This window comes from Tardiphaga sp. 866_E4_N1_4, assembly GCF_052076075.1.
Classification (GTDB): domain Bacteria; phylum Pseudomonadota; class Alphaproteobacteria; order Rhizobiales; family Xanthobacteraceae; genus Tardiphaga; species Tardiphaga robiniae.
On sequence record NZ_CP197242.1, the window covers coordinates 4,931,409 to 4,949,510 of the forward strand.

At 62.8% G+C, this 18,102-nt stretch carries 12 protein-coding genes and 1 pseudogene; 6 read left to right on the forward strand and 7 right to left on the reverse strand.

Annotated elements, in window-relative coordinates:
- Positions 1-41 precede the first annotated feature (41 nt).
- The gene (locus tag AB8B20_RS23755; RefSeq protein WP_089262859.1) at positions 42-1,655 is read left to right on the forward strand and encodes a phosphoenolpyruvate carboxykinase; all 1,614 of its coding nucleotides are present in this window, start codon (positions 42-44) and stop codon (positions 1,653-1,655) included.
- A 211-nt stretch (positions 1,656-1,866) separates the two neighbouring features.
- Positions 1,867-2,304: an EamA family transporter gene (locus AB8B20_RS23760; RefSeq protein WP_089262857.1), complete on the forward strand. Its 438-nt coding sequence runs from the start codon at positions 1,867-1,869 to the stop codon at positions 2,302-2,304.
- Positions 2,305-2,316: 12 nt separating this feature from the next.
- Here AB8B20_RS23760 and AB8B20_RS23765 read toward each other — a convergent pair whose 3' ends face one another.
- Positions 2,317-4,848, reverse strand: coding sequence for a glycogen/starch/alpha-glucan phosphorylase (locus AB8B20_RS23765; RefSeq protein WP_120288235.1), 2,532 nt, complete (start codon positions 4,846-4,848; stop codon positions 2,317-2,319).
- A 230-nt stretch (positions 4,849-5,078) separates the two neighbouring features.
- On the opposite strand from AB8B20_RS23765, the gene AB8B20_RS23770 reads away from it, so the two are divergent.
- On the forward strand, positions 5,079-5,510 hold the full coding sequence (locus AB8B20_RS23770) for a hypothetical protein (protein ID WP_089262853.1): 432 nt from the start codon (positions 5,079-5,081) through the stop codon (positions 5,508-5,510).
- A gap of 1 nt (position 5,511) precedes the next feature.
- Here the strand turns inward: AB8B20_RS23770 and AB8B20_RS23775 are convergent, their stop codons facing one another.
- From AB8B20_RS23775 to pyrE, 3 genes are all read right to left on the reverse strand, one after another.
- Entirely contained in the window at positions 5,512-6,333 is an 822-nt protein-coding gene (locus tag AB8B20_RS23775) for a DUF2865 domain-containing protein (protein ID WP_439073376.1), read from the reverse strand.
- 100 nt (positions 6,334-6,433) lie between these two features.
- Positions 6,434-7,798, reverse strand: coding sequence for a sodium:proton antiporter (locus AB8B20_RS23780; protein ID WP_439074045.1), 1,365 nt, complete (start codon positions 7,796-7,798; stop codon positions 6,434-6,436).
- Positions 7,799-7,913: 115 nt separating this feature from the next.
- Positions 7,914-8,477, reverse strand: coding sequence for an orotate phosphoribosyltransferase (pyrE, locus tag AB8B20_RS23785; RefSeq protein WP_439073375.1), 564 nt, complete (start codon positions 8,475-8,477; stop codon positions 7,914-7,916).
- 176 nt (positions 8,478-8,653) lie between these two features.
- Here pyrE and AB8B20_RS23790 point away from each other — a divergent pair, with 176 nt between their 5' ends.
- Entirely contained in the window at positions 8,654-9,280 is a 627-nt protein-coding gene (locus AB8B20_RS23790) for a glutathione S-transferase family protein (RefSeq protein ID WP_439057018.1), read from the forward strand.
- Positions 9,281-9,467: 187 nt separating this feature from the next.
- Here AB8B20_RS23790 and AB8B20_RS23795 read toward each other — a convergent pair whose 3' ends face one another.
- Positions 9,468-10,103 carry a LysE family translocator gene (locus AB8B20_RS23795; protein WP_089262849.1) on the reverse strand — a complete coding sequence of 212 codons (636 nt, stop codon included), beginning with the start codon at positions 10,101-10,103 and terminating at the stop codon, positions 9,468-9,470.
- Between the two features lie 120 nt (positions 10,104-10,223).
- Complete coding sequence (gene polA / locus AB8B20_RS23800) at positions 10,224-13,310, reverse strand: DNA polymerase I (RefSeq protein WP_439073374.1); 3,087 nt, start codon at positions 13,308-13,310, stop codon at positions 10,224-10,226.
- 139 nt (positions 13,311-13,449) lie between these two features.
- Here polA and AB8B20_RS23805 point away from each other — a divergent pair, with 139 nt between their 5' ends.
- Positions 13,450-14,055, forward strand: coding sequence for a hypothetical protein (locus AB8B20_RS23805; protein WP_175368565.1), 606 nt, complete (start codon positions 13,450-13,452; stop codon positions 14,053-14,055).
- A gap of 3 nt (positions 14,056-14,058) precedes the next feature.
- On the opposite strand, the gene AB8B20_RS23810 is transcribed toward AB8B20_RS23805, so the two are convergent.
- On the reverse strand, positions 14,059-15,123 hold the full coding sequence (locus AB8B20_RS23810; protein ID WP_439073373.1) for an acyltransferase family protein: 1,065 nt from the start codon (positions 15,121-15,123) through the stop codon (positions 14,059-14,061).
- A 202-nt stretch (positions 15,124-15,325) separates the two neighbouring features.
- Between AB8B20_RS23810 and hrpB the strand changes: the two are divergent.
- Positions 15,326-18,003 (forward strand): annotated as a pseudogene (hrpB, locus tag AB8B20_RS23815) (ATP-dependent helicase HrpB).
- Positions 18,004-18,102 lie beyond the last annotated feature (99 nt).

The window sequence follows — 18,102 nt, forward strand, 5'->3', positions numbered from 1 at the left end:
GTTGCACAGGTCGGATATGCGGACTCAAGGAGGAATATTCCGTGCAAGAGACGGGCGTACGCAACGGTGCCTATGGTGCCGACAAATTCGGACTGAAAAATCTCAAAGCGGTGAACTGGAATCTCGGCGCGCCGCAGCTTTACGAATATTCGCTGCGTAACGGCGAAGCCGAATTGTCGTCCGATGGCGCGCTCTGTGCTGACACGGGTGAATTCACCGGCCGCAGCCCAAAGGACAAGTTCACCGTCAAGGACGCTTCCACCGAACAGATGTGGTGGGCTGGCAATCAGGCGATCACGCCGGAGCAGTTCGAAGCGCTCTATATCGATTTCAAGAAGCACGCCGAAGGCATGACCCTGTTCGCGCAGGACCTTTATGGCGGTGCCGATCCGAGTTTCCAGATCAAGACCCGCGTGTTCACCGAACTCGCATGGCACTCCCTATTCATCCGCACGCTGCTGATCCGTCCGGAAGCAGCTGCGTTGAAGGACTTCGTGCCTGAACTCACCATCATCGACCTGCCGAGCTTCAAGGCCGATCCCAAACGTCACGGCTGCCGCTCGGAAAACGTCGTGGCAATCGATTTCGCCCGCAAGATCGTCCTGATCGGCGGGTCTTATTATGCCGGCGAGATGAAGAAGTCGGTCTTCACCACGCTGAACTACTATCTGCCCGCCAAGGGCGTGCTGCCGATGCATTGCTCGGCCAATGTCGGCCCCGACGGCGACAGCGCGATCTTCTTCGGCCTGTCTGGCACCGGCAAGACCACGCTCTCGGCCGATCCGAAGCGCACGCTGATCGGCGACGACGAGCATGGCTGGGGCAAGGACGGCATCTTCAATTTCGAAGGCGGCTGCTACGCCAAGACCATCAAGCTTTCCGAAGAAGCCGAGCCCGCGATCTATGCGGCGAGCAAGCGCTTCGGTGCGGTGCTGGAAAACGTCGTGCTCGACGCCAATACTCGTCTGCCGGATTTCGACGATGGCTCGAAGACCGAGAACACCCGTTCCGCCTATCCGCTCGACTTCATCCCGAATGCCTCGCGCACCGGCCGCGCGCCGCAGCCGAAGAATGTGGTGATGCTCGCCGCCGACGCGTTTGGCGTGCTGCCGCCGATCGCCAAGCTGACCCCGGCGCAGGCGATGTATCACTTCCTGTCCGGCTACACCGCCAAGGTCGCCGGCACCGAGCGCGGCCTCGGCAACGATCCGGAGCCGGAATTCTCGACCTGCTTCGGCTCGCCGTTCCTGCCGCTCGATCCGTCGGTCTATGGCAACATGCTGCGCGACCTGATCGCCAAGCACAACGTCGACTGCTGGCTGGTCAATACCGGCTGGACCGGTGGCAAGTATGGCGTTGGTTCGCGCATGCCGATCAAGGTGACCCGCGCGCTGCTGACTGCGGCGCTGAACGGCTCGCTGCGCAACGTGGAATTCCGCACCGACAAGTATTTCGGCTTCGCAGTCCCGACCGCGCTGGATGGCGTGCCGTCGGAGATCCTCGATCCCGTCAACACCTGGAAGGACAAGGCCGAATTCGACGCGACTGCGCGAAAACTGGTCGGCATGTTCCAGAAGAACTTCGCCAAGTTCGAAGCCCAGGTCGATGCGGATGTCCGCGCCGCCGCGCCGGATGTGAAGCTGGCGGCGGAGTAAGTCGCTGCTTTAAGATTGAGTGCGAAAGGGCGGCCGTAAGGCCGCCTTTTTCATGTCACGCGGAACCTGTCAGCCGTCATGGCCGGGACAAGCCCGGCCATGACGAAACCGTTAGTCGGCATGCGATGCACGACCAGCTAGAACGCGAAGACTGGATTGCTTCGTCGCAAGGGCTCCTCGCAATGACGGCTGACAGGCAAGGACACTTCAAATGAAAAACGTCATGCTCTCCTGGCCGTTCTGGGCGCTGCTATCCGCGGCCTTCGCTGCGCTGACGGCGATCTTCGCCAAGATCGGCATCGAGAACGTCAATTCGGACTTCGCGACCTTCATCCGCACCATCGTCATTCTCTTTGCCGCCGGTATGATGGTTTATGTCACGGGAAACTGGCAATCGCCGTCAGCGGTCTCAGCAAAGACGTGGTTGTTCCTCGTGCTGTCTGGTTTAGCGACCGGAGCATCGTGGATCTGCTACTTCCGCGCGCTGAAACTTGGCAATGCCGCGCAGGTGGCGCCGATCGACAAGCTCAGTGTGGTGTTCGTGGCGGTGTTTGCCGTGTTGTTTCTCGGCGAGAAATTGTCGCTGCCGAACTGGCTCGGCGTCATCCTGATCGCCTGCGGCGCGGTGCTCGTTGCGTATCGCGCGTGAGCACCATCGCGCTTACGTTGCCTTTCGTGCCTGCAGACTCGGTGTGCCCGGCAGATCGCCAGCAACCGGCACGCCCCAGATATCATCGGCATATTCGCGGATGGTGCGGTCTGACGAGAACCAGCCCATCCGGGCAGTGTTGAGAATCGCGGCGCGGCTCCAGGCGGAGCCGGCCCTCCATCGCGTGTCGATGCCGCGCTGGGCTTCGTAATAGGAGTCGAAGTCGGCCGAGACTACATAGTGATCGAGGTGGCGCAGCGCGTGGCCGACCGACGCGTAACGGCCGGGATCATCCGGCGAGAATGCGCCGGTCTCGATGGCCTGGATCGCGCGGCCGAGATTGGGCGACTTGTTGATCACATCGGAGGCGTCGAGGCCCTTGGCACGGCGCTCGACAACTTCCGCAGCAGTCATGCCGAAGATCGCGATATTCTCCGGGCCCACATTGTCGCGGATTTCGATATTGGCGCCGTCCAGCGTGCCGATGGTCAGCGCGCCGTTCAGCGAGAGCTTCATATTGCCGGTGCCGGAGGCTTCCATACCGGCGGTCGAGATCTGTTCGGACAGATCGGCCGCGGGAATGATGACTTCCGCCAGGCTGACATTGTAGTCAGGCAGGAACGCGACCTTCAGCTTGCCGCCGATCGTCGTATCGTTGTTCACGACCTCGGCGACGTCATTGATGAGGCGGATGATCAGCTTGGCATAACGATAGCTCGCCGCCGCCTTGCCGGCGAAAATCTTGACGCGCGGCACCCAGTCCTTGCCCGGCTCGTCCTTGATCGCCTGATACAGCGCGACTGTTTCAATGAGGTTGAGCAATTGTCGCTTGTATTCGTGGATGCGCTTGATCTGCACGTCGAACAGCGCCGACGGATCGGCCTGCACGCCGAGTTTCTCGCCAATCACACGCGCGAGCGCGAGTTTGTTGTGATGCTTGACCTTGCGGAATTCCTGCTGGAACGCGGCATCGCCGGCAAAAGCCTCGAGCTTGATGAGCCGCGTGGGATCGTCGAGCACGGCTTCGCCGCAAGTGGCGCGCAACAGGTCGGTGAGCTTCGGGTTGGCCAGCATCAGCCAGCGGCGGAAAGTAATGCCATTGGTCTTGTTGGTGATGCGGCCGGGATAGAGCTGGTTGAGATCGTGGAACACGGTCTCCTTCATCAGCTCCGAATGCATCGCCGAAACGCCGTTGATGCGGTGCGAGCCGATGAAAGCGAGATTGCCCATGCGCACGCGGCGACCTGACGTCTCGTCGATGATCGAGACCGAAGCGCGATAGGCGGTGTCGCCGGGGCGCGTCGCATCGGCGCGGTCGAGATGCGCTTCATTGATGCGGTAGATGATTTCAAGATGCCGCGGCAGCAGACGCTGGAACAGTTCGACCGGCCAGGTCTCCAGCGCTTCGGGCAGCAGCGTGTGGTTGGTGTAGGACAAAGTCGCGTTGGTGATCTGCCAGGCGGCATCCCAGCGCATATTGTGCTGATCGACCAGGATGCGCATCAGCTCGGCGATGGCCAGGCTCGGATGCGTGTCGTTCATCTGCACCGCCGCCTTGTTGGCGAGGCCACGCAGATTGCCATCGGAATGGAGGTGACGTTTGACCAGATCCTGCAGCGAGGCGGAGACGAAGAAATATTCCTGGCGCAGACGCAATTCGCGGCCGGCGGCGCTCTCGTCGTTCGGATAGAGAAATTTGCAGATCGCTTCGGCGCGCGCCTGCTCGGCGCTGGCGCTGACATAGTCGCCGGTGTTGAAGACGTCGAGCCGCAGCGGATCCGGCGCGCGCGCCGACCACAGCCGCAGCGCGTTCACATGCTGACCACGCCAGCCGACGATGGGTGTGTCATAGGCAACGGCCTCGACGGTCTCGCCGGGATGCCAGATGACCTGCTTGCGGCCCTTGCCGTCCTCGACGGTCTCGATGCTGCCACCGAAATAGACGTTATACGTGACTTCCCGCCGCGGTAGTTCCCACGGATTGCCAAAGCCGAGCCACTCGTCGGGATATTCCTGCTGCACGCCGTGCGAGATGACCTGACGGAACAGGCCGAAGTTGTAGCGGATGCCGTAGCCAAAAGCTGGAATGCCAAGCGTTGCCATGCTCTCCATGAAGCAAGCGGCGAGGCGGCCGAGGCCGCCATTGCCGAGCGCTGCATCCGGCTCGCATTTGCGGAGTTCGTCGAGGCCGACACCAAGATCGCCGAGCGCGGCTTCGAACAGCGGCAGCAGGCCCATATTGTTCAGCGCATCGGTGAACAGGCGGCCGATCAGGAATTCCAGCGAGAGGTAATAGACCCGCTTGCGGCCGGCGTCGTAGCTCTCTTTGTCCGAGCTCAGCCAGCGATGCACCATGCGGTCGCGCAGCGTCAGGGCGGCAGCCTTGTACCAGTCGTGCTTGGTGGCGAATGCGGCTTCCTTGCCGATTGCCAGCCTCAACTTGACGAGAATAGCGCTCTTGATGTCGGCAAGCGCCAGTTCATCGACAGCCGTATTCTCGGGCTGGAATTTTGCTGGGACTGATAAATCTGACAAACCGGCCATCCTGAGCTGTGTCACTGACCAAAATCATACGCGCATTTGGCTGCTCCCGGAACCCGTGGGGGTGGCGAGCTTTTGCCATGGAGCTGCCCGGGATTTGGGCAGGCATGCGAGAACCGAATTTATAAAAATTGGAACAAATTAAGAACAAATTAGTAAGCTATTGATATTCCGAGGTGATTCGTTGCCTTCGCCTACAATATCTATGGTCTGTTCAAGCTCGCGAGGACTAGATGTCCACCATTGCCTTCGATCAGTTTGCTCTCACCCGCATAGCCGACTTTGCGCGGTCGCTGTCGCGGCTGCATTTGATGGCGCGCCGGCATCCGATCGATGACGATCAAATCGATCGCGAGTTCAACACCGTTTGCCTCTCGGTCTGGGGCTATACGACGGACGACATCAGCGATGACCTGTTCTCGCTGGAAGATCACGCCTGGCTCGATCAGCTCGACGAGGCGCATGCGCGGATATTTGCGGCCGAGCAGGGCTACGACCTCGTCGACGACCACGGCATGCTCACCGACTGGTGGGGCTATTGCTGGATGATCCTCGCCGAGAAGCGCGGATTGCTGACGCCGGAGAATCGCGCGGCGGCGCGTGCCGAGATCGAGGAGAAGTATCTCTCGGCGCCGAACGTGATCGGCGTCATCGTCGGGCGATGATCTATTGAAGCTCGGCGCGCTTGGCGCGGGCCGTTGGCGCGCTCTTCGGCACGACGGTCGTGGCAGCAGCCGGCGCTGCATCACGCGCGGCTTCCGACATCGGCGCTTCGTCGGTGATCATTTCTGCAGAGACCGGTGCCACCTTCATCTCGCCGAGCCGGGCACGGACATCCGAGGTCAGGCCGGGATAATTCGCAACCGGCGTGAATTCCGCGGTCTGGGTGTTGCCGGTGCGGACGCCCGAGAAAGCGACGAGACCGTTGGTCGTCGCGATCACATCGCCGGGACGCAGCGATGTATCGAGCGTCAGATCGACCGGCGCGAGGCCGGAGGGATCGCGGCCGTTGCAGGTGCAGTCGGCCTTCAGCGCCTTGCGATAGGCGAAGGCGTTTTCCAGATCGTTGTAACGCTCACCGGTGCTCGATGATGCGTTCTCGATGCTGCTGCCGAACAGGACCTTGGTGGTCGCCGCTGGGCAGAATGCCTGGCACATCTGCGCCGGGCTCATGCCGCGACCTAGCGGAAAATACTTGCCGTCGCAGGTGCGCACGCAGAAGGCGGGACCGGAGCCGCCGATAGATGCGCTGCGCTGGGGCGGCGGCGCTTCGGCAGGCGTGTTGAGGCCGAACGGATCGGAGAAGAAATTGCTCTCCGGCGCGGGCGCGCCGCGGCGCTGCTGCTGTTTCTGCGGCTGGCCGCCGCCGAACAGGAAATCGAAGAAATTCTGCGCAGATGCCGTCTGCGGGGTCAGTGCGACGAGACTCATCGCCGTCAGCAGCATCAGGGGACGCACGACACGCGAGGATGTTCGATTGTGACGCAACGCCAGCTCCGCGACCGCATGTCAGTGCCCGAGCGAAAACGCTCCGGTGCGGTGTCATGTTAGGGCGTCATGGTAAATGAATGGTAACCAGCGCGGCGCGCTAGATGAAAAACACCCATGTCATCACCAGGAAGACCGGGATCAGCACCGCACCCGACCACAGGATGTAACCGAAGAAGCTTGGCATTTTTATGCCCGCGTCGCGAGCGATGGCATAGACCATGAAATTCGGCGCGTTGCCGATATAGGTGTTGGCGCCCATGAACACTGCGCCTGCTGAAATCGCCGCCAGCGTCGCGCCCCCCGTCGTCATCAGTGTCTTGGCGTCGCCGCCCGCGAGTTCGAAGAACACCAGATAGGTCGGGGCATTGTCGAGGAACGACGACAGAATGCCGGTGAGCCAGAAATAGGCGGCATTGTTCGGCGTACCGTCGGCATGGCTGACCAGGGCGACCAGCACCGCAAACGGCCCCTGCGCGCCCGCCTGCAGCATCGCCATCACAGGCACGATGCAGATGAAGATGCCAGCGAACAGCAGCGCGACTTCCTGGATCGGACCCCAGGTGAAATCATTGGCCTTGCGGTGCTCGGCCTTCGTCAGCCACAGCGACGCAAACGTCGCCAGCACGAAAATCACGTCGCGTAGCAGATCCTGCAATGCGAGTGGCGTGCCGAGCACGGTGAAAGTGACGCCGGGCTTCCAACTCGCACTCATCAGGATCGCGCCGATGATCACGACCAGCAGCAGCAGGTTGATCTTGCCGTGCAAATGCAACGGCGAATCCGGTGTCGGGTCTTTCTTCCTGGGAAAGTTGCCTTCGCGATGATGCAAATAGACATCGAGCACCATGAAGATCGCAAGCAGGATCCCGGCCGCGAACAGCATTTCCGGAAAAAGGTGCACCGTGGTCCAGAAGAAATCGACGCCGCGGAGGAAGCCGAGAAACAGCGGCGGGTCGCCGAGCGGCGAGAGCGAGCCGCCGATATTCGAGACGAGGAAGATGAAGAACACCACCACGTGGACGTTAGTGCGACGATCGTCATTGGCGCGGATCAGCGGCCGGATCAGGATCATCGACGCGCCGGTGGTGCCGACGACGCTGGCGATCAGCGTGCCGAAGCCTAGCAGCGCCGTATTGGTGAAGACGCTGTCATGCAGGTTGCCTTCGACATAGATTCCGCCGGCCACGGTGAACAGCGCCAGCAGTAGCAGAATGAACGGCAGATATTCGAGCAGCACGGTGTGGGAGAGCGTGTGCACCACGGTCGTTGCATCAGTCACGAAGAACAGCGGCACGATCACCAACGTGGCCCAGAACGCGGCGAACTTGCCGTAATGGTGCTCCCACAGATGATGATAGAGCACCGGCCCCGTGGCGATGCACAACAGGATGCCGGCAAACGGTAATGCCCACAGCAGCGACAGCCTGGTGCCATCGAGGCCGCCCTCGGCTGCGTGCGCCATATCGGGCGCAAGCGTGACAATGAGGAGCAAAGCAGCGAGGGCGATGAAGCGAAGCAAAAGGTGACCTTTCACTGCGTCCTTGCGCGCATTGTGCGCGAACGGAGCCGATGAAGGATCAACCCTTCAGAAATTCCCCGGCCTTGTAAAGCGAGCGAAACGCCACGCCGGCCTTGGCAAAGGTTTCGGCTGCGCCTTCATCGCGATCAACCATGGTGAAGACCAGCACGACTTCGCCGCCGGCCTCGCGCACCGCATCGAGTGCCTTCACGGCAGAGCCACCAGTGGTGGTGACGTCCTCGACGATGACAATGCGTTTGCCTTCCAGCGTCTCGCCCTTGGCGAGACCTTCGACAGCGAGACGTGCACCGTGCTCCTTCGGCTTCTTGCGGACGAAGAAGGCCGCGATCGGATGGTTTTTCAGCCAGGAGAGCTGTGCGAGCGCACCGGCCAGCGGCACGGCGCCCATCTCAAGCCCGCCAACATAATCGAGATTGTCGTCGCGCAGCGCGTCATAGGTTAGCTCGGCCAGCAGCGCAGCACCTTCAGGGTCGCACATGGTTGGCTTCAGGTTGAAATAGAAATTGCTCTTGCGGCCTGAAGCCAAAGTGATCTCACCATAACCGAACGAACGGTCGCGGATGATCTCGAACAGGCGGGCGCGGGCGGCTGATTTGGTCAATGGCATGTCTCTGCTGAAACGGTCTCTGTGCTGAACCGGGCGCAATCTACCGGCGCTTTCCGGCACATTCCAGACTGGCGCGGGCCTCGTCAACACTCTCCAGGCCGTTTTACCGCCCGTTGGGACGATGCTACAGACCGGGCAACAAGATCGGGCAAGACCGGAAGAGGAATCGCATGACTATCGAGCTGCACACCTGGAATACGCCGAACGGCCGCAAGATCTCCGTCGCGCTGGAGGAAATGGGCCTGCCTTACAAGGTTTTCCCGGTGCATATCGGCAAGGGCGAGCAGATGAAGCCCGAATTCCTGAAAATCAGCCCTAACAACAAGATCCCGGCCATCGTCGATCCCGACGGGCCGGATGGCAAGCCGGTCAGCGTGTTCGAATCCGGCGCCATCTTGCTCTATCTCGGCGAAAAGACCGGCAAATTCCTGCCGAAATCTCTCGGCGAGCGGATTCCGGTGCTGGAATGGCTGATGTGGCAGATGGGGGGCTTCGGTCCGATGCCCGGCCAGGTGCATCATTTCATCGCGCTGGAAGATGAGACCCAGCGGGCCTACGGGTTGAAGCGCTATTCCGATGAGACGCGCCGGCTCTATGGCGTGCTGGATCGTCGCCTGGCCGACCACGAATTCGTCGCCGGCGCGCTGTCGGTGGCCGATTTCGCCGTCCTCGGCTGGGCCTGGCGGCATGAGCGCCACAAGGTGTCGTTCGCCGATTTCCCGAATGTCGGCCGCTGGTACGATGCGTTGATGGCCCGTCCGGGTGTGAAGCGCGGCATGGACGCGAAGCTGGATTGAGGTCGGCTCCCTCTGGGGCATGGCGCGGACGTCACAATGTCCGTGCTACTCGCGTATTACGCAATGCGTGGTTCGACTTTCCGATTCGATAGATTGTTAGTGAGGCAGGCCCGGTGCCTTGCCCCTCACCCGCGCGCAAAGCTGCGCGCGACCTCTCCCCGCAAAGAGCGGGGCGAGGTTAGGAAGATCACGCCTTCCGCGTTTCCAGCGCCATCCGCACGGCGAGGCCGGCCAGCACCGTGCCCATCAGCCAGCGCTGCAGCTTGAGCCAGGTCGGTCGCTCGCCGAGAAACAGCGCGATCGATCCGGCGCCAAGCGCGATCAGCCCGTTGACGCCGACGCTGATGATCGTCTGCGTCGATCCGAGCACCAGCGACTGCGTCAGCACGCTGCCGGCCGTGGGATCGATGAACTGTGGCAGCAGCGCCAGATACAGCATCGCGATCTTTGGATTGAGCAGATTGGTGACGAAGCCCATGACGAACAGCTTGCGCGGGCTGTCGATGGCGAGCTTCTTGACCTGGAACGGCGAGCGTCCGTTCGGCTTCAGCGCCTGCCATGCCAGCCACAGCAGATAGGCCGCACCGGCGAGCCTCAGCGCGTCATAGGCGTAAGGGACTGCGAACAGCAGCGCGGTGATGCCGAAGGCCGCGCACAGCATGTAGAAGATGAAACCCAGTGCGACGCCGCCAAGCGACACCATGCCGGCCGCAGGCCCCTGCGTGATCGAGCGCGAGATCAGATAGATCATGTTCGGCCCCGGCGTCAGCACCATGCCGAGCGAGACGAGGGCGAAGCCGAGCAGGGACGTGAGATGGGGCATGGGACTACTCGCAGGCTGGGAATGGTCGTTGTGTAGCCCATGCGATGGCGTCGGACCATTTCGGATTCAGCATCGCAGATAGTCGAAATCCATCTGCAATGCCGTTCGTGGGCGGTAAAACTAGTGCGCCTCTTCCCAGTTATCCGCCGCGCGCGCATCGACCTGCAGTGGCACCGACAGCAGCACCGCCGGGAACGGTGCGTCCTGCATGGTGTGCTGCACGATCGGCAGCGTCGCCGCGACTTCGTCGTCGGGCACCTCGAAGATCAGTTCGTCATGCACCTGCAGCAGCATCTTGGCTGAGAGCTTCTTCTCCGCCAGCGCGTCCTCCATCCGCGTCATGGCGCGGCGGATGATATCGGCAGCGGTGCCCTGCAGGCGGGCGTTGATCGCGGCGCGTTCGTTGAAGGCGCGGATCGAGGCGTTCGAGGCCTTGATGTCCGGGTAATGACATTTACGCCCGAACAGGGTCTGCACATAGCCGTGCTCCCGGCAGAAATCGCGCGTCTGGTCCATATAGGCGCGGATGCCCGGGAAGCGCTCGAAGTATTTCTTGATATAGGCGCCGGCTTCCTCGCGGGGGATGCTGAGCTGGTTGGCGAGGCCGAACGCCGAAATGCCGTAGATAATGCCGAAATTGATCGCCTTGGCGCGGCGGCGGATTTCCGCCGGCATGTCCTTGACCGGCACGCCGAACATTTCCGAAGCCGTCATGGCGTGAATGTCGAGGCCGTCCTGGAAGGCCTGTTTCAGCACAGGGATATCGGCGATCTCTGCCAGCAGTCGCAATTCGATCTGCGAGTAGTCGGCCGACACCAGCTTGTGGCCGGGCGCGGCGATGAAGGCGCGCCTGATCTTGCGGCCGTCCTCGGTGCGCACCGGGATGTTCTGCAAATTCGGCTCGTTGGACGAGAGGCGGCCTGTGGTGGTCGCCGCCAGCGCGTAAGTCGTATGCACGCGATGGGTCTGCGGATGCACGTAGTTCGGCAGCGCATCGGTATAGGTCGAGCGCAATTTCGAGACCTGCCGCCAGTCGAGAATCTTGCGCGGGAATTCGTGGCCCTGTTCGGCGAGGTCATCGAGCACCTGCGCGGACGTCGACCATGCACCGGTCTTGGTCTTGCTACCACCCGGCAGGCCCATCTTGCCGAACAGGATATCGCCGAGCTGCTTGGGACTGCCGATATTGACCTCTTCGCCGGCAATCTCGCGGATTTCGGCTTCGATGCGCGCAGCGGTTTGCGCGAAGTCGGCCGAGAGTTTCGACAATACCTGACGGTCGATGGAAATGCCGCGGCGCTCCATGCGGGCCAGCACGGAAATCAGCGGCCGCTCCAGCGTCTCATAGACGGTGGTCATGTGCTCGGCCGCAAGGCGCGGCTTCAGCACATTCCACAGCCGCAGCAGCACGTCGGCGTCTTCGGCGGCATAGGCTGTGGCGCGGTCGATCTTGACCTGTTCGAACGTCAGCTTGCCCTTACCGGAGCCGATCAGTTCGCCAAAGGTCAACATGGCATGGCCGAGCCAGATCTCGGCGAGCGCATCGAGGCCATGGGCGTTGCGCCCGGCGTCGAGCGCATAGGACATCAGTTGCACGTCGTCATGGTTGCGCAGCGTGATGCCGTGCTGTGCGAGCAGCACCGCGGTGAACTTGATGTTGAAGCCGATCTTCAACAGGCCCGCGGATTCCAGTACCGGTTTCAGCGCAGCAAGCGCATCGGCGGCCTTGATCTGGTCGGGCTCGAGATCGGCGGCGAACAGGCCTGCGCCGTCGCCGGATTGGCGATGGGCCAGCGGCACATAGCAGGCATCATTCGGACCGAGCGACAGCGCGATGCCGACCATGTCGGCCTGCATCGGATCGATCGACGACGCCTTGCATTCGAATGCGACGTGACCGGTATCGAGGATGCGGGAGATCCATAGCTCGAGCTCTTTCAGGGAGCGTACAGGCTGATAGGCCTCGCGCTTCACCGGCATCTTGCGCGCGGCTTCGGCGCGGGCCTTGGCCAGCGAGATCGGGGTGAGGGCAGGGCGGTCGCTGTGAACAGCCGCTTCGATATGAGCGCTGCTGCTTGACGGACGCGAGGGACTCCCTCCCCCCCGCGCGGAGCGAAGCTCCGCTAGGCGGGGGAGGGTTGGGGAGGGGGGTGAGCCAAACAGATCGCCCTCGCTTGTGGACCCACCACCCCGGCCCTCCCCCGCAAGGGGGGAGGGGGCGGAGGGCGCGGAGCTGCTCTTCGTCGCGCTGTCGGCCTCCACATCCGCCGGATCGATCTCGGCATATTCAGCGACACGGCGCGTCAGCGTCGAGAATTCCATCGCCTTCAGGAACGCGATCAGCTTGCGCGCGTCGGGCTCGTGCACTGCGAGGTCATCGAGTGGCACGTCGAGGGCGACCTTGTCGTCGAGCAGCACGAGCTGCCGCGAGATGCGCGCCTTCTCTGCGTGCTCGATCAACGACTCTCGCCGCTTCGGCTGCTTGATCTCGCCAGCGCGATTCAGCAGCGTTTCAAGATCGCCATATTCGGTGATGAGTTGCGCAGCGGTCTTGATGCCGATGCCGGGGACGCCGGGCACGTTGTCGACGCTATCGCCGGCCAGCGCCTGCACTTCGACGACCTTGTTCGGCGGCACACCGAATTTCTCAATCACCTCGGCAATGCCGAGGCGACGATCCTTCATGGTGTCGTACATGGTGACTTGCTCGGTCACGAGCTGCATCAGATCCTTGTCCGACGACACGATGGTGGCGGTCGCGCCGCGTTCACCGGCTTCGCGGACATAGGTTGCGATCAGGTCATCGGCCTCGAAACCACCTTGTTCGATGCTCGGCAGGTCGAAGGCGCGGACGGCGTCGCGGATCAGCGCGAATTGCGGGATCAGGTCGTCCGGCGCGGGCGGCCGGTGCGCCTTGTATTCGGGGTAGAGCTTGTTGCGGAAGGTCACTTCCGACTTGTCGAAGATGATCGCCAGATGCGTCGGCCGGTTGTCCGGCGGCATGTCGCGGATCAGCTTCCACAGCATGTTGCAGAAGCCCAGCACCGCATTGACCTGCAGCCCGTCGGACTTGCGGTTCAGCGGCGGCAGCGCGTGATAAGCGCGGAAAATATAGGACGAGCCGTCGACCAGAAAGACATGGTCGCCCTTCGCGAGGGCCTTGACGGTGGCGGGCTTGGCGGCAGCTGTTTCTGAGGTTTTCGGCATGGCCGCAACTTAAGGATTTTCGCCGGAAATGACAGTCTGTCAGCCAGTCATCCCGCCGGTTTTTGTGATGCCGCCCGGCTTGCGCCGCGCCCTGTTCCATGTGCCCTTGCGCCGGTCATTGCCAATCGAAGGACCATTCATGCCCGAGCTCGCCGAATTGATGGACAAGATGAAGGGCGTGGAGGCCGAGATCGAGGCCGAGCTGACCCGCCGGCGGGAAGAGCTGCGCTTCCGTTTCGAGCGGCGCAAGATTGTCTTCGAGCAGGATATCGAGAAGCTGCAGCGCGCCATCAAGGTGGGCGCGTCGAAATACCTCTTCAGCGCCAATCCGCTGATCGTATTGTCCGCTCCGGTGATCTATTCGCTGATCATCCCCTTCGTACTGATCGATCTCTGGGTGATGGCCTATCAGGCAATCTGCTTTCCGATCTATGGCATCCCCAAGGTGCGGCGGCGCGACTATCTGGTGTTCGACCGGCATCACCTCGCTTACCTCAACATCATCGAAAAGGTGAACTGCGCCTATTGCTCGTATTGCAACGGGGTCGCTGCCTTTGTGCGCGAAGTTGCCGCCCGCACCGAAGTCTATTGGTGCCCGATCAAGCACGCGCGCCGCGTGCTCGGCCCGCATCCGCATTATGTCGGCTTCGCAGATTTCGGCGACGCGGAAGGTTTCCGCGCCAAGATTGAGGGCATGAAGGACGGCGTAAAGCTCGATGACGGAAGGTCGCCGACGGCGGTGTAAGTTCTACTCCGCCGCCTGCAGCGTCGCGCTTTTCTTCTTCGGCGCAATCCAGAACGCTGCCGGGCGCTCGAACAGGAAGTTCGCACGGACCATCAGCGCGAGCCTCCAGATCACCAGCGCGCCGATGACGCCGCAGAGCGTCACCAGTAGCGAGACAGTGCCGATGTCGAACGGGCTGAATTTCAGCAATAGCGCGCGGGATGTCGCCATCGGCAGGAAGAAGGCGAGATAGATCACGATGGAATGCTCGCCGAAGAAGCGGATGAAGCCGAGCCACTGCATCTTCGCCAGCAACGTGCCCATCACGATGATCGCGACCGCTCCGGCAAAGCCGAGCATCAGCGAGATCACTGGCCATTCGCTGCAGCCGTCATAGACGAGAGCGGCATTGACCAGCGCCCAGGCCGCAAGGCCGACCAGCGCCATCACTGGTTTGGCCCGCGCGCGATCGGACAGCGCGAAGACCTGCGTCGCGAACAGGTAGCCCGAATAGAAATAGACGAAGCGCGAGCAGAACTCGTCGATCATCGTCCAGCCGGTGCTGATATGCGCCATCTCCAGCGCGGCGGCGATGCCCCAGATCAGCAGCGGCGGCACGCGCCGCGCCAGCTTGGTGACGATGAAGAACACCGGCAGCATATAGATGAACCACAGCGTGCCGAACGGCTCGATATAGGAGATCAGATAAAGATTGGCGACATAGGCCCAGCCGTGTTCGGCAGCAAAGCCGGGCGCCTTGAAGCCGAACTGGATGGTCACCCACAGCACGTAGAAATACAGGAAGTGGACGACCTTGCGGTCGAGATAGGTCCGCCAGTCGCGATCGATGACACGGGCCAGAAATAGCCCGGAGATCAGGAAGAAGTCCGGCATCCGGAACGGTTTGGCGAAGGCCACCAGCAGATGCATGTAGCCGGTCTGGCCGGCGGCCAGTTCGACACCCAGCACCGAATGCATCATCACCACCATGATGATGCAGATACCCTTGGCGTAATCGACCCAGTCGATTCGCTCTGTCCCTGACAGCGCCGCGCGATCGGCGACGGCGAAGGTGCCACTGGTGGTCATCGGTATCCCCTGTTCGGCGCTTCTTTTGGCGGGATCATGAGACGAGATCGGTTTCAATTGCCTTTCTCTGAACCCCAAATATGCCCCGCAAATGGTCGCGGCAGGGCGAGTTTGGCGGGGTGGTTAACGCAGGTTAAGGAATGTGGGATGGTCCGCCGCTCCGCTGCCGCGTATGACAGCCGGGACCATTACAGAGCCTGATTTGACCCGAACCTTCGATACATCCCTGCCCATCGATGCTGTGCTCGATGAGCTGTCAGGCGCGCTGGACGCCGGCAACGCCGCGGTGCTGGTGGCGCCGCCGGGCGCCGGCAAGACCACGCGCGTGCCGCTGGCTTTGCTCGATGCGCCGTGGCTGAAGGGCAGGAAGATCATCATGCTGGAACCGCGGCGGATCGCAGCCCGCGCCAGCGCCGAGCGGATGGCGAAAACGCTGGGCGAGCGCGTCGGCGAGACCGTCGGCTATCGCGTCCGCTTCGGCTCGAAGATCTCGCGCAACACCCGGATAGAAGTGGTCACCGAAGGGATTTTCTCGCGGCAGATCCTCGATGATCCCGAGCTGAAGAATATCGGCGCGGTACTGTTCGACGAATTTCACGAGCGCTCGCTCGATGCCGATATGGGCTTGGCTCTGGCGCGCGACGCGCAGACCGGATTGCGCGAGGACCTACGCATCCTGGTGATGTCGGCGACCATCGACGGCGCGCGCATCGCGAAGCTGCTTGGCGACGCGCGGGTCATCGCCAGCGAGGGTCGCGCTTATCCGGTGGAGACGCGCTATCTCGGCCGCAAGCCCGACATCCAGCTCGAGCGGCAGATGGCCGACGCCATCGCGACCGCCTTGCGTGCCGATCCCGGCTCGGTGCTGGCGTTCCTGCCGGGTGCCGCGGAAATCCGCCGCACGCAGAATTTTCTCGCCGAGCGCGTACAGGACGCATCCATCGAGATCGTCCCTTTATTCGGTGCACTCGATGCCGGCGTGCAGGACCGTGCTATCCAGCCGGCGCCCAAGGGGCAGCGCAAGGTGGTGCTGGCGACCTCGATTGCGGAGACCTCGCTGACTATCGAAGGCGTGCGGATCGTGGTGGATTCCGGCGTCGCCCGTGTGCCGCGCTATGAGCCGGATATCGGACTGACGCGGCTGGAAACCGTGCGGGCCTCGCGCGCTGCGGTCGATCAGCGCCGCGGCCGCGCCGGCCGGACCGAGCCCGGCATCTGCTACCGGCTATGGGACGAGCCGCAGACCGCCTCATTGCCGGCCTACACACAGCCCGAAATTCTCAGCGCGGATCTGTCGACGCTGGTGCTCGATCTCGCGCAATGGGGCGTCAGCGATCCCGCGCAACTGACCTTCCTAGATCCGCCGCCCGCGCCGGCGCTGAAGGAAGCGCGCGGCCTGCTCGGCGAGCTCGGCGCGCTCGATGGTGATGGCCGTATTACCGAGGAAGGTCACGCGCTGCGCGCGCTGGCGCTCCCGCCGCGGCTGGCGCGCATGATCGTGGATTCGGCGCGGTTTGGTTATGGCGAGGAGGCGTCCGAGATCGCCGCCATTCTCACTGAACGCGGTCTCGGTGGCGACAGCGTCGATCTCGACCATCGTCTCGATCTATTCCGCCGCGACCGCTCGCAGCGCGCCGGCAGCGCCCGGCAGCTCGCGGAGCGCTGGGCGGGGCAGGTCGAAGGCAACGAGCGCGGCGCTTCTGCTCCCTCCCCCCTTGGGGGGGGGGGGGGGGGGGGGGGGGGGGGGGGGGGGGGGTGGGGGGGGGGGGGGGGGGGGGGGGGGTGGGGGGGGGGGGGGGGGGGGGGGGGGCCCCCCCCTCCACAAGTGAGGTCGGAGCGTGGGGCACCCCCATCCCCGACCCTCCCCCGCAAGGGGGAAGGGGGCTCGACCGCCGCAGCCCAACCTCGGATACGCTGACCACCGGCACCATGCTCGCTTTCGCCTTCCCGGATCGCGTGGCCAAGAACCGCGGCAATGGCAGTTTCGTGCTGGCCAATGGCCGGGGCGCGTCGATCGAACAAAGCGCGGCTCTTGCGCGGGCACCCTATATTGCGGTGGCCGAACTCACCGGCACCGCCGCCAATGGTCGTATCCTGCTGGCGGCGCCGATCGCGCAGGCCGATATCGAGACGCGTTTCGCCGATCAGATCGAGAATACCGACGATGTCAGTTTCGATCGGGCGTCGATGTCACTGCGCGGCCGCCGTAAGCGTGTGCTGCATGCGATCACGTTGTCGGAAGCGCCGTTCACGCTGAAGCCGTCCGAAGCCACCGCGCGCGTTTTCGCCGACGGTCTGGTCGCCGCGGGCATCGATCGCTTGCCATGGTCGAAGGCGTTGCAGCAGTGGCGGGGGCGCGTGATGTTCCTGCGTGTGTCGGAAGGCGATGCATGGCCCGATCTGTCCGACACGGCACTCGCCACGGCACGCGAGACGTGGCTGATGCCGGCGCTGTTCGACAAGACCTCGCTGAAGGATTTTTCGGCCGGCGATCTGTCCGATGCCGTAATGGGCTTGCTGCCCTGGGAGCTGCGTGCGCGGCTCGACAAGGAAGCGCCGACGCATTTCGAGGCGCCGACGGGGACGGTACTGGCGATCGATTACGAAGCCGAGCAGGGGCCGACCATTGCCGTCCGTCTGCAGGAATTGTTCGGGCTCAACACCCATCCGTCGGTCGCCAAGGGCAAGGTGCCGCTGGTGCTGGAATTGCTGTCGCCGGCGCAGCGGCCGGTGCAGGTGACGCGCGATCTGCCGGGCTTCTGGCGGGGCAGCTACCTCGACGTGCGCTCGGACCTGCGCGGCCGCTATCCGCGACATCCCTGGCCGGAAGATCCCGCCAATGCGCTGCCGACGCGCCGCGTGAAGCCGCGCGGGACGTGATCATCAGGCAAAGTGCCGCTCATTAACGCTTCGCTCATCCTTTTCGCGAAAATAGCAGTCTGTAAGACCGTCCTGAACGGACGGTGGTGAGCCCGTGTG

What these genes read in the sequence shown, in the direction of transcription:
- AB8B20_RS23780 (WP_439074045.1), bottom strand. Translation starts at nt 7,798, where the DNA reads ATGGCGCACGCAGCCGAGGGCGGCCTCGATGGCACCAGGCTGTCGCTG.
- AB8B20_RS23790 (WP_439057018.1), top strand. Translation starts at nt 8,654, where the DNA reads ATGACTATCGAGCTGCACACCTGGAATACGCCGAACGGCCGCAAGATC.
- AB8B20_RS23765 (WP_120288235.1), bottom strand. Translation starts at nt 4,848, where the DNA reads ATGGCCGGTTTGTCAGATTTATCAGTCCCAGCAAAATTCCAGCCCGAG.
- AB8B20_RS23760 (WP_089262857.1), top strand. Translation starts at nt 1,867, where the DNA reads ATGAAAAACGTCATGCTCTCCTGGCCGTTCTGGGCGCTGCTATCCGCG.
- AB8B20_RS23770 (WP_089262853.1), top strand. Translation starts at nt 5,079, where the DNA reads ATGTCCACCATTGCCTTCGATCAGTTTGCTCTCACCCGCATAGCCGAC.
- AB8B20_RS23810 (WP_439073373.1), bottom strand. Translation starts at nt 15,123, where the DNA reads ATGACCACCAGTGGCACCTTCGCCGTCGCCGATCGCGCGGCGCTGTCA.
- AB8B20_RS23795 (WP_089262849.1), bottom strand. Translation starts at nt 10,103, where the DNA reads ATGCCCCATCTCACGTCCCTGCTCGGCTTCGCCCTCGTCTCGCTCGGC.
- AB8B20_RS23805 (WP_175368565.1), top strand. Translation starts at nt 13,450, where the DNA reads ATGCCCGAGCTCGCCGAATTGATGGACAAGATGAAGGGCGTGGAGGCC.
- polA (WP_439073374.1), bottom strand. Translation starts at nt 13,310, where the DNA reads ATGCCGAAAACCTCAGAAACAGCTGCCGCCAAGCCCGCCACCGTCAAG.